Below are 13,787 nucleotides of genomic sequence, written 5' to 3'. Positions count from 1 at the left end.
GCAGCGGCGACCAGGCGCTGGCCAGCCCTGCCCGGGTGGATCACGAGCCGCCGGCGGGAGGAGGGCCGGCGGCGATCGTCAGGTTGTGGAAGGCCAGCAGCCCGGTGCCCGTCGCGTTGACGATCCACGGCCCCGCCCCGGCGTGGCCCAGGTAGCTCACCCCCGAGACGCCGTCGGCCGGGCCGGACAGGGTCAGCACCAGCCGGCCGCCGTCGCGGTACGCGACGCCGGTGACGGTGACGGTGCCGCCATGGACGCGGAAGTCCGCCTGCGCCCCGGGCTGGACCGTGAGCGGGTCGTCGTCGCGCAGTTGGACGACCACCTCGGTGCGTCGGGCGTCGGCGAAGGCCGCCGACCGCGGGTCGGGGGAGGCCACCCCGTCCCCCGGGCCGCCGTACAGGTCGTGGGCCAGCACGCGGAAGACCCGGTCGCCCAGCTCGCGGTAGCCCTGCTCCCACGCGAAGTGGCAGCCCTCGTGGCCGGACAGGCCGTTGGTGGACAGCACCGTCACGCCGAGGGTGTCGCGCATCCGCCGCTGGGCCTCCCGCAGTTGGCCGGTACCACTGTCACCGCAGGGCGAGGTGCGCACCTGGAAGACGTAGTAGCGGCTTCCGCCGGGAATGTCGGTGCCGATCTCCCGCCGCCAGTCGCCGAGCAGGGCGGTGAACCCGGCCACGTGCCGCGCGGCGTCGTCGTCGTCCGACTCGCCCTGGTACCAGAGCACGGCCCTGACCCGCCCGGCCACCCCGGCGGCCACCAGACGCTGCCGCAGGCGACCGTAGTTGGTGGCGAGGTCGCCCGGGCTGGCGTCGTTGCGCTGGAAGAACGAGACGGGCCTGCCGTTCTCGGCGCCGTTGAGGACGGCCACCGGCACCTGGTAGGTGTCCGAGAGCCGGTGGGCCATCCGGATCCCCCACTGGCCGACGGAGCCGGGCTGCCGGATCGCCTCGCTGACCGCGTAGTTCCATCCCCGGTCGGACGCCGAGAGCGTACGGTCCACGGTGGACGAGCCGTAGCTGCGGACGAAGGGCGACTCCTCCCCCGCGGACGATCCCCGGTACTTCGCCGAGACGGCGTTGGACTGGCCCTGGATGACGTAGACGTCGCCCGCGACCACCCCGTCCCAGAGGCCGACCCGGCGGCTCAGACCGTCGCCCAGCACGTGCAGCTCGAAGCGGTACTCCCGCAGCGCCGCCAGGATGCGCCGGCGGAAGGCGAAGTCACCGGTACCGGTGACCGGCAGGGTCTCCTCCCAGCCCTCGGCCCCGCTGGTGATCTTGAGGCGTACGGCCCTGACGCGGGCGTCGTGCACCTTGCCGGTGACGGGCACCACGGCCCCGTTCTCGGCGTCCCTCGGGTACAGCTGGCGGTCGCGGGGGTGTTGGGCGAGGGTGAGCACCGACGGCCTCGCGTACACCGTCAGCCGGCGCTCGGTGAAGGCGCCCGCGTTGTCGGCCAGCGTCCAGTCGGGGTGGCCGTCGGGGGCGGTACCGATGCCGAGCGACAGCGTGTTCTTCTTCGAGGTGAACCCGTTGACCGCGAGCACCGTCTGCGGTGCGACGGTGGAGGGGCGGGTGGGGGCGACCAGGTGGACCTGGAACGAGCCGTACCCGAGGGCGCCCCGCAGGTCGTCGTCGGCGTCGAACCGGGCGGCGGAGGCGCCGGGCACCTGGCCGGACGCCCCGGCGTTGTACGAGTTCGGCCACATCTCCAGGTAACCGGGAAGCCCCGTGCCGGTCGTCAGGCCCGCCACGTTGGACGCGATCTCCAGGTCACTGACCCGCTGTCGCACGATCTGGCCGCTCCGGGTCGGCAGACCGAGGCGGCGGGCGTCGGTGGTGAACGGCGCCATCGCGGTCCACACCCACTGTCGGCCGGCCGGGCCGGTCAGTTCCAGGCAGTAGCCGACCCGGTCGAAGCCGCGAGCCACCTCGGCGGTGCGGTCGAACGCGTACGCCGGGTTGCGGTTGGTCCAGTCGACGCGGTCGGGCAGGTCCACCGCCGCGACCGGCGTGAAGCCGGCCATGCCGGTGACGTGCGCCGCGCACGTCGTGCCGTCGACCGGGGCCGCCGTCGGTCGCGCCCCGTCGCCGCCGGGCGTCGACCACGCCGCCTGCGGCATTCCCGCTGGCGACGAGGGCCAGGCGAGCACCGCCAGCGAGAGGACGAGCAGCCCGACCGTCCCCACGGCGATCCAGACCTTCCGGGGCACGGACCGGAAGCGCTGGAAGGGGGAGAGAGCATCGGGCACCCTCGGACCTCCACTGGTCGGACGGTTCGTCGCCGGCAAGGCTATGCGATGCGCGGCGTCGGTTCGTGCCCCGGGACCTGCGACCACGCCACGCTCCCGGCGTCGCCCCTCGACCCCCGTCGCAAGGCGGGGCGGTCGGCGCGGGGCGGGACATGACCCGTCGTCATTGTCTGCGATGATGCCCGCCATGGCCGCTACCACCACGACGCCCGCGGTGGGCACCCGGTCCGTCGGGATCGACACCCTCCGGATCATCGGAATCGCGGCCGTCGTCGTCGGCCACGTCTGGATCGACGACACCACCAGGGCGGTCATCTACACCTGGCACGTCCCGTTGTTCTTCGTCCTCACCGGCTACTTCTGGACGCCCGGCCGACCGATCGGCGGCGAGTTGCGCAAGCGGTGGCAGACCCTCGGCGTGCCGTACCTGGCCTGGCTGGTGATCCTGCTCGCGATGCTCGCCGCCGCGGCGGCGGTGAAGGGCGGCGTGGGATCGGACACCTTCACCGGAGCGCTGTACGGGGGCACGGCCGCCGTCCGGCCGTTCTCGGCGTTCTGGTTCGTCTCGGTGCTGTTCCTGATCGCGGTCGCGTACCGCTGGCTGGAGCGGCTCGGGACGGCCGTCACCTGGGGGGTGGCCCTGGCGGGGCTGCTGGCCGCCCACCTCGCTCCGGACGTGGTCACGGCCGGGCCGCTCGGCGTGTTCCTCGTCCCGGCCTGCCTGCTGTTCGTGCTCTGCGGTCGCCACCTGCGTGGGCTGCGGTCGCGGTTGTCCGCCGGCATGGGCGCCGGCATGGTCTCGGCCGGTACGGGCCTGGTGCTGATCGGTGCGAGTGGCTCGCTGGACATCAAGGCCGGCGACTTCGGCAACCCGGTGTTCGGTGTGCTGACCGCGATCCTGCTCAGCTGCGGATTCATCCTGCTGGCCGAGGCTCTCGACGGGCGCGTCGGCGCGTCCGCGGCGCACGTCGTCGGCCGGCTCGCCGCCTGCGGCATCGCCGTCGTGCTGAGCCACGCGGCGGTGCTCTGGGTCCTGCGCACGGGCCCGGACGGCGGGTGGCCCGACCTGGCGGCCACCCTCGTGCTGCCCTGGGCCTTCGCGCTGGTCGTGCTGGGCACGCGCCTCGGCCCCTACCTCACCGGTACGGGCGGACGCCGGCCGTAGGCGCCGGACGGGCGCGGCCGCCGGGATACGCGCCAGGCCCGCTCTACGTCCGGTTCCCCCGCCGGCTGAACAACATCGCGATCAGCGCGACGAGCCCGATCAGGAGCACGACACCGGAGGCGACGAGCAGCGGCACCGCCCAGCCCGGCCGGGCCGACGAGCCGCCCTCGCCGCCACCGCTGTCGACGGCCGCCTGACGGTACGCCTGGGCCAGCAGGTTGGCCGGGGACTGCTCCAGCACCCCGGAGAAGCGGGAGATCGCGACCGACTCGTCGCCGGCGAAGTACGCGTCCAGGCCGGAGCGGTAGAGCTTGTCGGGCTCACCGAGGCTGTTCTGCACCCCCGCCGCGCCGAGCAGGCCGGTCATCGTGGACACCGGCGCGACCAGCCGGTTGGCCTTGTCGGGCCGGAGGAGGTCGTTGTCGAGCAACCCGACGACGCGGCCCTGCGGGTCGATCGCGATCCCGCCCCGGGAGTAGAGGCCGACGTCCTCGCTGATGCGGTACGCGCCGACCGTGGACTGGGTGTCCACCCCGGTCACCCGCACGGGCTTGGACAGCACCGTGTAGGTGGCGGACCGGAAGCTGGCGTCGGTGGTGCCGTAGCCCAGGATCAGCAGCGGGGTCTCCGGGCTGACGGCGGCGGAGGGGTTCAGCTCGGCGGCGGGGAGGTTCTGCTGGGCGAGCTTGACCAGCGCGAGGTTGCCCTCTTCCAGCGTGAGTGCCCGGACGATGGTGCCGGGGATCGCCGGGCTGTCCGTGACGTCGCCCTTGGCCGCGTTCAGCTGTCCGAAGAGCTTGACCTCGGGTGCCGTCGTGGCCTCCGCGCCGGTGAAGCGGGTCGTCCTCATCCTGGCCCGCGTGTAGGCGGAGATGTCCTTCGCGTCGAGCTTCTTCTCGCTGACGAGGACGTTGGCCAGGGCGGAGAGGGCGCCGGCGAGCACGATGTCCTCGGTCGGCTGCACGCACTGACCATTGGTGAGGACGTGTCCGTCGTGGTTGACCACGAACCCGCTGCATCGCCGGCTGAACGTGACGGGTGCCTCCCGCAGCGGGGCGTCGCCCTGCTTGTTCCGCACGTAGCCGGTGAAGATGACCTCCACGAAGACCATGGACGGGGCCGCTGTCGCCAGCGCCCGTTCCTCCGGGCTGTAGAGGGCTGCCTGCGCCCAGGGCTTGAGGCCCGGGTTGACCGGGGTGGCGGTCGGGAAGGCGGTGGAGGTGGGCGCGGGCGCAGCCGCCGGCTCGCCCGAGCCGCCCGTCGTGACCGCCCAGCCGCCGACCCCGGCGCCCAGGGCCGCCACCAGCAGCAGCGCGGCGACGACGACCCAACGCCCGGTACGGCGCGGTGGCGGGGTGGAGGACTGGATCCGGCGGGCCGGCGCGGCGAACGGGTCGCCCGGCGGCGGCTCGGCCGACGAGCGGGGCTGCACGACCGGCATCTGGACCGTCTCGCCGGCCACCGGCGCCGGGACGCCCTGGGACGCGGCGGGCGAGGCCGGAGCGGCCGAGACGGGGTACGGGGCCGCCGACGCCGGCTGGGCCGAGACCGGACTGGTGTGCATCGCCCACGGCACATGCGGCATCCCGGACACCGGATGCGGCATCCCGGAGACGGGGTGAGGGACCCCGGAGACCGACTGCGGGATTCCGGAGACCTGCTGGGGAGGGGCCGAGACGGGGGGCACGGCGGCCGGCGCGGGCTCGTACTCGACGCCGAGCGCCCGGAAGAGCTTTTCGGCCCCCGGGCCCACCTCGGAGGAGTACGCCACCCAGGGCGAGGCGGCCGAGAAGTCCGCGTACGTGTAGGGCAGCGCGTTCGGCGCCTGCGCCTGCGCGAGGGAGTTGACGATCCCCGCGAACGCCTCCCGCCACCCGGGGGCTGCGGCCACTGCGGCGTCCAGGACCGCCACGGTGACCAGGCGGCCCTGTCCGTCGATGGCAGCCCAGGCCTTTCCGACCGGAGATCCGCCCAACATGTGGGTGAACCTGTAGGGGCCTTCCGGCTGCATGCGCACTCCTCCGCTCAACGCCGTGGGGATAGTACCGAGGCAGGACCAGCTCTCCCCCTGCCGGTCGCTGGCCCGACACTCAGCGGGACGGGCAGTTCCCCGGGGGAACTCCGCGACGGGCGGTTGCTTTGTGAAAGTTTTCATGCATAGAGTCGCGGCATGAATGAGGGAGCTGTCGTGGTGCCCACCGAGCGGGTGCTGGACCTGTTCCAGGGGGTCCGGCTCACCCCCACCCAGCGCCGCATCGCGCACTGCCTCGTGCAGCACGCGCCGGCCGCCGCGTACCTGTCGGCGGCCGAGGTCGCCGAGCTGGCGGGGGTCAGCCAGCCGTCGGTCACCCGGTTCGCGGTCGCGCTCGGCCACGACGGCTACCCCGCGCTGCGCCGCCGGCTGCGCGAGCTGTCCGCCGGCGCCCCGGGCGACGCGACCGACGCCGGCAACGAGCTCCAGCAGGCGGTACGCGCCGAGATCGGCAACCTCGACCGCCTCGCCGGGCAGCTCGCCGACCGGGACCGGATCGCCGAGACCGGGAGGCTGCTGGCCGCCAGCCGCCCCCTGCCGGTGCTGGGCCTGCGCGCCGCCGCCCCGCTGGCCGCCTACTTCGCCTACTTCGCCGCGAAGGTGCACCCCGACGTGCGGGTGCTCGACGACGGCGGCAGCCTGCTCACCGACCGCCTCGAACAGGCCGCCGAGGCCGGGGCGGGCGCCCTGCTCGCCTTCGTCCTGCCCCGCTATCCCCGGGAGACCCTGGACGCGCTGCGCGAGGCCCGGGCCGCGGGCCTCACCGTGGTGGCCATCACCGACTCACCGGTCAGCCCGGCCACCGAGCACGCCGACGTGGTGCTGCCCGCCGCCGTCGGCGCGCAGCTCGTCTTCGACCTGCACACCGCGCCGATGACCCTGGCCATGGTGCTGCTCCAGGCCATCTGCGACGCCACCCCGACCGACACCCAGCGCCGGCTGGAGGCCTTCGAAGCCTCCGCCGCCCGCCGCCAGTTGTTCCTCGGATGACCCGGAGGAGAGCCGAGATGACCCAGCCCGTACGCGCCGCACGCGGCACCGAACGCACCGCCCGTGGGTGGCCCCAGGAGGCCGCGCTGCGGATGCTGATGAACAACCTCGACCCGCAGGTGGCCGAGCGCCCCGACGACCTGGTGGTCTACGGCGGCACCGGAAAGGCGGCGCGGGACTGGCCGTCGTACCACGCGCTGGTGCGCACCCTGACCGACCTGCGCGACGACGAGACCATGCTGGTGCAGTCCGGCCGGCCGGTGGGCGTCATGCGTACGCACGAGTGGGCGCCCCGGGTGCTGCTGGCCAACTCGAACCTGGTGGGCGACTGGGCCACCTGGCCGGAGTTCCGCCGCCTCGAACAGCTCGGCCTCACCATGTACGGGCAGATGACCGCCGGCTCGTGGATCTACATCGGCACCCAGGGCATCCTCCAGGGCACCTACGAGACGTTCGCCGCCGTCGCCGCGAAGAAGTTCGGCGGCACCCTGGCGGGCACGCTGACGCTGACCGCCGGCTGCGGCGGGATGGGCGGGGCGCAGCCCCTCGCGGTCACCATGAACGGTGGCGTCTGCCTGATCGTCGACGTGGACCGGACCCGCCTGGACCGGCGGGTGCACGACCGCTACCTCGACGAGGTCGCCGACTCCCTGGACGACGCCGTCGCGCGGGTGCTCGCCGCGAAGCGGGACCGGCGGGCGCTGAGCGTCGGCGTGGTGGGCAACGCGGCGACGGTCTTCCCGGAGCTGCTGCGCCGGGGCGTCGACATCGACATCGTGACCGACCAGACCAGCGCGCACGACCCGCTGTCGTACGTGCCGGAGGGGGTGGAGCTGGTTGACGCGCCCGACTACGCGAAGGCGAAGCCCGCCGAGTTCACCGATCGGGCGCGGGCGTCGATGGCGAAGCACGTCGAGGCGATGGTCGGGTTCCTCGACGCCGGCGCGGAGGTCTTCGACTACGGCAACTCGATCCGGGGCGAGGCGAAGCTCGGCGGGTTCGAGCGGGCCTTCGACTTCCCCGGCTTCGTGCCCGCGTACATCCGGCCGTTGTTCTGCGAGGGGAAGGGCCCGTTCCGGTGGGCGGCGCTCTCCGGCGACCCGGCCGACATCGCGGCCACCGACCGGGCGATCCTGGAGCTGTTCCCGGAGAACGAGTCCCTCGCGCGGTGGATCCGGATGGCCGGCGAGCGGGTCGCGTTCCAGGGCCTGCCGGCGCGGATCTGCTGGCTCGGCTACGGCGAGCGGGACAAGGCCGGCGTGCGGTTCAACGAGATGGTCGCCTCCGGCGAGCTGTCCGCGCCCGTGGTGATCGGCCGGGACCACCTGGACTGCGGCAGCGTGGCGAGTCCCTACCGGGAGACCGAGGCGATGGCCGACGGCTCCGACGCCGTGGCCGACTGGCCGCTGCTCAACGCGCTGGTCAACACCGCCAGCGGCGCGTCCTGGGTGTCGATCCACCACGGCGGCGGGGTCGGCATCGGCCGGTCCATCCACGCCGGGCAGGTCTGCGTCGCCGACGGCACGGCGCTGGCCGGGCAGAAGATCGAGCGGGTGCTGACCAACGACCCGGCGATGGGCGTCATCCGGCACGTCGACGCCGGCTACGACGCCGCCCGCGAGGTCGCGCAGGCCACCGGCGTCCGCACCCCCATGGCCGAGGGCGGCAACCCGTGAGCGACCTCGCCGACCGGTTCCGGGCGCTGTGGGACGAGATCGCACCGGTCGGGCGCGACGAGCGCAGCGGCGGCTACCTGCGGTACGCGCTGACCGAGCCGGAGCTGCGGCTGCGGGAGTGGTTCCGCGCGCAGGCCGACCGCCGGGGCATGCCGGTCACCGACGACGGCAACGGCAACCTGTTCGCCCGGTGGGGTGACCCGGAGGCCGGCGACGCGGTGCTGACGGGCAGCCACTTCGACTCGGTGCCGCACGGCGGGGCCTACGACGGGCCGCTCGGGATCGTCAGCGCGTTCCTCGCCGTCGACGAGCTGCGCGCGGCCGGCGTCGCGCCGGCCCGACCCGTGGTGGTCGGCGCGTTCGTCGAGGAGGAGGGCGCGCGCTTCGGCGTACCGTGCCTGGGCTCGCGCCTGCTCGCCGGGGAGATCGCGGTGGAGCGCGCGGCCGGGTTGCGCGACGCCGGCGGGGTGAGCTTCGCCGAGGCGCTGGGCGCCCGGCCGGCGGGCGCCCGGCCCGAGCTGCTCGGCGGCTTCGCCGCCTTCGTCGAGCTGCACGTCGAGCAGGGCCGCGCGATGGTGGACGCCGGCGCGCCGGTCGGGGTGGCGAGCGCGATCTGGCCGCACGGCCGCTGGCGCTTCGAGTTCACCGGCGAGGGCAACCACGCCGGTACGACCCGGATGGCCGACCGCCGCGACCCCATGCTGACGTACGCCTTCACGGTGCTGGCGGCCAACAAGGAGGCGCGGCTGCGCGGCGCCCACGCCACCGTCGGCCGGGTGGCGGTGGAGCCGAACGCCACCAACGCGATCCCGTCGAAGGTGACCGGCTGGCTGGACGCCCGGGCCGCCGAGCCGGAGACCCTGACGGGGCTTGTCGACGCGGTACGCGCGAAGGCCGCCGAGCGGGCCCGCCGCGACGGTACGGAGCTGGCGCTGACCGAGGAGTCGGCCACCCCGCTGGTCTCCTTCGACGGTGGCCTGGCCGACCGGCTGGCGGCCCTGCTCGACGCACCGGTGCTGCCGACCGGGGCCGGGCACGACGCCGGGGTGCTCGCCGCGCACCTGCCCACGGCGATGCTCTTCGTGCGTAACCCGACGGGGGTGTCGCACTCGCCGGCGGAGTCGGCCAGCGACGCCGACTGCGCGGCCGGGGTCACCGCCCTGGCCCGGGTGCTGGAGGAGCTGACGTGCCGCTGACCGCCCGACCGTGCACGCGCAGGTCTGCCGCAGTCGCCGGACGCGGCCCTCGCCCGGCCCGTCCGGCGCACGCTGTCGAACTGCCCGCGCGGACGGGGCGACGCCCCCACCCGGCTCACCCCACCGGCACTGTCGAACTGCCCGCACGGACGGGGCAGCGCCCCCGCCCGGCCCACTCCGCAGGCACTGTCGAGCTGCCCGCGCGGACGGGGCAGCGGACGGGAAGGGCTGGTTCGTTGGGCACGGTGGCGGCGCCGACGGGGTGGGGCCTGCGTGGCGCGCGGCGCTCGGACGGGCGCCCGGATGCGGCGGTCCCACGGACGGGGCAGCTCGACAGGGGGCAGACGACATGACCGGGACCCGCTGGCTGGCCGAGTACGCCTGGCTGCCCGACCACGCCGAGCCGACCGCCGACGTGCTGATCGAGGCGACCGACGGGCGGATCACCGGGGTGACCCCGCTGACGGCCGGGAGCACGCCGCCCGCCGGGGTCGAGGTCATGACCGATGCCGAGCGGCTGCCCGGGCTGACCCTGCCCGGGCTCGCCAACGCCCACTCGCACGCGTTCCACCGGGCGCTGCGCGGGCGCACCCACGGCGGGCGCGGCGACTTCTGGACCTGGCGCGACCGGATGTACGCGGTGGCGCAGCGGCTCGACCCGGACTCGTACCTGGCCCTGGCCCGGGCGGTCTACGCCGAGATGGCGCTGGCCGGCGTCACCTGCGTCGGCGAGTTCCACTACGTGCACCACGACCCGGACGGCACCCCGTACGCCGACCCGAACGTGATGGGTGCGGCGCTGGTCGAGGCCGCCGCGCACGCCGGGATCCGGATCACCCTGCTGGACACCTGCTACCTCACCGCCACCGTCGACGGGGAGCCGCTCGCCGGGCCGCAGCGGCGCTTCGGCGACGGCGACGCGCTGCGCTGGGCGGAGCGGGTCGACGCGTTCCGGCCCACCGACGACCACGTCCGGGTCGGTGCGGCGATCCACTCGGTGCGGGCGGTGCCGGCCGGGCAGCTCGCCACCGTGGCCGGGTGGGCGGACCGGCGTGGGGCGCCGCTGCACGTGCACCTCTCCGAGCAGCCGGCGGAGAACGACGCCTGCCGGGCCACGCACGGCTGCACCCCGGCCCGGCTGCTCGCCGACCGGGGGGCGCTCGGCCCGAACACGACGGCCGTGCACGCCACCCACCTGACCGGCGGCGATCTCACGCTGCTCGGGGACGCCGGCACGGGCGTCTGCCTCTGCCCGACCACCGAGCGGGACCTGGCCGACGGGATCGGCCCGGCCCGGCGGATGGCCGACGTCGGCCTGCCGCTCAGCCTGGGCAGCGACAGCCACGCCGTGATCGACCTCTTCGAGGAGGCCCGCGCGGTGGAGCTGGACGAGCGGCTGCGCACCCGCCGGCGCGGCCACTTCGCCCCCGCCGAGCTGCGCGACGCGGCCACCGTGGGCGGTCACGCCGCGCTGGGCTGGCGCGACGCCGGGCGGATCGCCGTGGGGGCCCGCGCCGACCTGGTGACCGTACGGCTGGACAGCCCGCGCACGGCCGGCGTACCGCCGGTGGGGGTGTGGTTCGCGGCCGGCGCGGCCGACGTCACGCACGTCGTGGTGGACGGCCGGCCGGTGGTGCGCGACGGCCGGCACCTCACGGTCGACGTGCCGGCCGAACTGACCGCGGCGATCGAGGAGGTGACCTCATGAGCAGTCTGCTGGTCGACGACATCGGCGAGCTGGTGACCAACGAGCCCGGGGGCGAGGGCGGACCGCTGGGCATCCGGCGCGACGTCGCCCTGCTGGTCGAGGACGGGCGGGTGGCCTGGGTCGGGCCGTCCCGCGACGCGCCGGCCGCCGACCGACGCCTGGACGCGCAGGGGGCCGCCGTGCTGCCCGGCTTCGTGGACAGCCACGCCCACCTGGTCTTCGCCGGGGACCGGGCCGCCGAGTTCGCCGCCCGGATGGCCGGGCAGCCGTACACCGGTGGCGGCATCCGGACCACGGTCGGCGCCACCCGGGCCGCCGGCGACGACGAGCTGCGGGCCACCGTGCGGCGGCTGCGCGGCGAGGCGCTGCGGCAGGGCACCACCACCATGGAGATCAAGAGCGGGTACGGCCTCACCGTCGCCGACGAGGCCCGCTCGCTGCGGATCGCCGCCGAGGTCAGCGAGGAGACCACGTTCCTCGGCGCCCACGTGGTCCCGGCCGAGTACGCCGACCGCCCCGACGACTACGTGGGTCTGGTGTGCGGGCCGATGCTGGCCGCCGCCGCGCCGCACGCGCGCTGGATCGACGTCTTCTGCGAGCGGGGCGCGTTCGACGTGGACCACGCCCGCGCGATCCTCGCCTGCGGGCAGGCCGTCGGGCTGGGCGTGCGGGTGCACGCCAACCAGCTCGGCCCCGGGCCGGGCGTCCAGCTCGGCGTGGAGCTGGGCGCCGCCAGCGTCGACCACTGCACCCACCTCACCGACGCCGACGTCGACGCGCTGGCCTCCGCCCGGTTCGACTGCATGTGCGCCGACAGCCGGCACACCACCACGGTCGCCACCCTGCTGCCCGGCGCCGAGTTCTCCACCCGGTCGCCCTACCCGGACGCCCGCCGGCTGCTCGACGCCGGCGTCACCGTGGCGCTGGCGACGGACTGCAACCCCGGTTCGTCGTACACGTCGTCGATGCCGTTCTGCGTGGCGCTCGCCGTACGCGAGATGCGGATGACCCCGGCGGAGGCCGTCTGGGCCGCGACCGCCGGCGGCGCGCGGGCGCTGCGCCGCGACGACATCGGGCGGCTCGGCGTGGGGGCGCGGGCCGACCTGATCATTCTCGACGCCCCGTCCCACCTGCACCTGGCCTACCGGCCGGGGGTGCCACTGATCCGCCAGGTTCTGCGCAACGGAGTGCCGCAATGACCGTGACCATCCTGCCCACCGGGATCTCCCCCGCCGACGTGCTCGCCGTGGCGCGCGGTTCCGCCAAGGTCGTCCTCGATCCGGCCACCGTGGACGCCATGACCACCAGCCGGTCCATCGTCGACGGTATCGAGGCCGCCGGCCGCCCGGTCTACGGCGTCTCCACCGGCTTCGGCGCGCTGGCGAACACCTTCGTCGCGCCCGAACGGCGGGCCGAGCTACAGCACGCGCTGATCCGCTCGCACGCCGCCGGGGTGGGCGCGCCGATGCCGCGCGAGGTGGTCCGGGCCATGATGCTGCTGCGGGTCCGCTCGCTGGCGCTCGGCCGCTCCGGGGTCCGGCCCCTGCTCGCCGAGGCGCTTGTCGACCTGCTCAACCACGACGTGACGCCGTGGGTGCCGGAGCACGGCTCGCTGGGTGCCTCCGGCGACCTGGCGCCGCTGGCGCACTGCGCGCTGGTGCTGCTCGGCGAGGGCTGGGTGCTCGGCCCGGCCGGCGAGCGGCTGCCCGCCGCCGACGCGCTGCGCCGGGCCGGCCTGTCGCCGGTCGGGCTGGCCGCCAAGGAGGGGCTGGCGCTGATCAACGGCACCGACGGCATGCTCGGCATGCTGCTGCTGGCGATCCACGACGCCGCGCACCTGCTCACGATGGCCGACGTCACCGCCGCCCTCGCCATCGAGGCGATGCTCGGCTCGGAGCGGCCGTTCCTGCCGGAGCTGCACGCCATCCGGCCGCACCCCGGGCAGTCGGCCTCGGCGGCGAACATCCACCGGCTGCTCCAGGACTCCCGGGTGATGGACTCGCACCGCGACGACCTCGCGCACGCGGTGCAGGACGCGTACTCGATGCGGTGCGCTCCGCAGGTCGCCGGGGCGGCCCGGGACACGCTGGACTTCGTCCGTACGGTGGCCGGGCGGGAGCTGGTCTCGGTGGTGGACAACCCGGTGGTGCTGCCCGACGGCCGCGTCGAGTCGACCGGCAACTTCCACGGCGCGCCGCTCGGCTTCGCCGCGGACTTCCTGGCCATCGCCGCCGCCGAGGTGGGCGCGATCGCCGAGCGCCGGGTGGACCGGCTGCTCGACGTCACCCGGTCCCGGGAGCTGCCGGCGTTCCTCTCCCCCGACGCGGGGGTCAACTCCGGGCTGATGATCGCCCAGTACACGGCGGCCGGGATCGTCGCGGAGAACCGGCGGCTCGCCGCGCCGGCGTCGGTGGACTCGCTGCCCACCAGCGGCATGCAGGAGGACCACGTATCGATGGGTTGGGCGGCGGCCAAGAAGCTGCGCACCGTGCTGGACAACCTGACCAGCCTGCTCGCCGTCGAGCTGCTCGCCGGGGTACGCGGGCTCCAGCTGCGCGCCCCGCTCACCCCGTCGCCGGCCGGCCGGGCGGCCGTCGCGGCGCTCGGCGGGATCGCCGGGGAACCCGGGCCGGACGTCTTCCTGGCCCCGCTGATGGAGGCCGCCCGGGCCGTGCTGGCCGGGCCCGAGCTGCGCGCCGCCATCGAGCGCGAGATCGGCCCCCTCGACTGACGGCCGTCCCGGGCCGCCGTGGCGCCCACGGTGGCCCG

Annotated in this window: 9 protein-coding genes; 7 read left to right on the top strand and 2 right to left on the bottom strand. The window is 75.1% G+C overall.

All coding sequences use genetic code 11. The features are described from left to right. Nucleotides 1–40: 40 nt before the first annotated feature. The gene (locus ACN27A_RS27830) at nt 41–2,251 is read right to left on the bottom strand and encodes a sialate O-acetylesterase (protein ID WP_421457507.1); all 2,211 of its coding nucleotides are present in this window, start codon (nt 2,249–2,251) and stop codon (nt 41–43) included. A 187-nt stretch (nt 2,252–2,438) separates the two neighbouring features. Here ACN27A_RS27830 and ACN27A_RS27825 point away from each other — a divergent pair, with 187 nt between their 5' ends. Continuing rightward, on the top strand, nt 2,439–3,416 hold the full coding sequence (locus ACN27A_RS27825; RefSeq protein ID WP_421457506.1) for an acyltransferase family protein: 978 nt from the start codon (nt 2,439–2,441) through the stop codon (nt 3,414–3,416). Between the two features lie 43 nt (nt 3,417–3,459). Here ACN27A_RS27825 and ACN27A_RS27820 read toward each other — a convergent pair whose 3' ends face one another. Then, on the bottom strand, nt 3,460–5,427 hold the full coding sequence (locus tag ACN27A_RS27820; protein WP_421457504.1) for a trypsin-like peptidase domain-containing protein: 1,968 nt from the start codon (nt 5,425–5,427) through the stop codon (nt 3,460–3,462). 159 nt (nt 5,428–5,586) lie between these two features. Between ACN27A_RS27820 and ACN27A_RS27815 the strand changes: the two genes are divergently transcribed. From ACN27A_RS27815 to hutH, 6 genes are all read left to right on the top strand, one after another. After that, on the top strand, nt 5,587–6,438 hold the full coding sequence (locus ACN27A_RS27815) for a MurR/RpiR family transcriptional regulator (protein ID WP_421457503.1): 852 nt from the start codon (nt 5,587–5,589) through the stop codon (nt 6,436–6,438). A 17-nt stretch (nt 6,439–6,455) separates the two neighbouring features. Beyond that, a complete protein-coding gene (gene hutU, locus ACN27A_RS27810; protein ID WP_421457502.1) occupies nt 6,456–8,114 on the top strand; it encodes a urocanate hydratase in 1,659 nt (552 codons plus the stop codon). After that, the gene (locus tag ACN27A_RS27805) at nt 8,111–9,310 is read left to right on the top strand and encodes an allantoate amidohydrolase (RefSeq protein WP_421457500.1); all 1,200 of its coding nucleotides are present in this window, start codon (nt 8,111–8,113) and stop codon (nt 9,308–9,310) included. The genes hutU and ACN27A_RS27805 overlap by 4 nt, the downstream gene beginning before the upstream one ends. Nucleotides 9,311–9,659: 349 nt before the next feature. Next, nucleotides 9,660–11,018 (top strand): formimidoylglutamate deiminase, encoded by a 1,359-nt coding sequence (locus ACN27A_RS27800; RefSeq protein ID WP_421457498.1) that lies wholly within the window; start codon nt 9,660–9,662, stop codon nt 11,016–11,018. After that, complete coding sequence (gene hutI / locus ACN27A_RS27795) at nt 11,015–12,217, top strand: imidazolonepropionase (protein WP_421457497.1); 1,203 nt, start codon at nt 11,015–11,017, stop codon at nt 12,215–12,217. Before ACN27A_RS27800 ends, hutI begins: the two co-directional genes overlap by 4 nt. Further along, on the top strand, nt 12,214–13,749 hold the full coding sequence (hutH, locus tag ACN27A_RS27790; protein WP_421457496.1) for a histidine ammonia-lyase: 1,536 nt from the start codon (nt 12,214–12,216) through the stop codon (nt 13,747–13,749). Before hutI ends, hutH begins: the two co-directional genes overlap by 4 nt. Nucleotides 13,750–13,787: the final 38 nt, after the last annotated feature.

Source organism: Micromonospora sp. WMMD737 (genome assembly GCF_049179055.1).
Taxonomy (GTDB): domain Bacteria; phylum Actinomycetota; class Actinomycetes; order Mycobacteriales; family Micromonosporaceae; genus Micromonospora; species Micromonospora reichwaldensis.
Note: the sequence above shows the minus strand (reverse complement) of the source record. Positions and strands in the feature narration are given on the sequence as shown.

Excerpts from the sequence above, each read along its gene's own strand:
- ACN27A_RS27825 (WP_421457506.1), top strand. The coding sequence starts at position 2,439 with ATGGCCGCTACCACCACGACGCCCGCGGTGGGCACCCGGTCCGTCGGG.
- ACN27A_RS27820 (WP_421457504.1), bottom strand. The coding sequence starts at position 5,427 with ATGCAGCCGGAAGGCCCCTACAGGTTCACCCACATGTTGGGCGGATCT.
- ACN27A_RS27815 (WP_421457503.1), top strand. The coding sequence starts at position 5,587 with ATGAATGAGGGAGCTGTCGTGGTGCCCACCGAGCGGGTGCTGGACCTG.
- hutU (WP_421457502.1), top strand. The coding sequence starts at position 6,456 with ATGACCCAGCCCGTACGCGCCGCACGCGGCACCGAACGCACCGCCCGT.
- ACN27A_RS27800 (WP_421457498.1), top strand. The coding sequence starts at position 9,660 with ATGACCGGGACCCGCTGGCTGGCCGAGTACGCCTGGCTGCCCGACCAC.
- hutI (WP_421457497.1), top strand. The coding sequence starts at position 11,015 with ATGAGCAGTCTGCTGGTCGACGACATCGGCGAGCTGGTGACCAACGAG.
- hutH (WP_421457496.1), top strand. The coding sequence starts at position 12,214 with ATGACCGTGACCATCCTGCCCACCGGGATCTCCCCCGCCGACGTGCTC.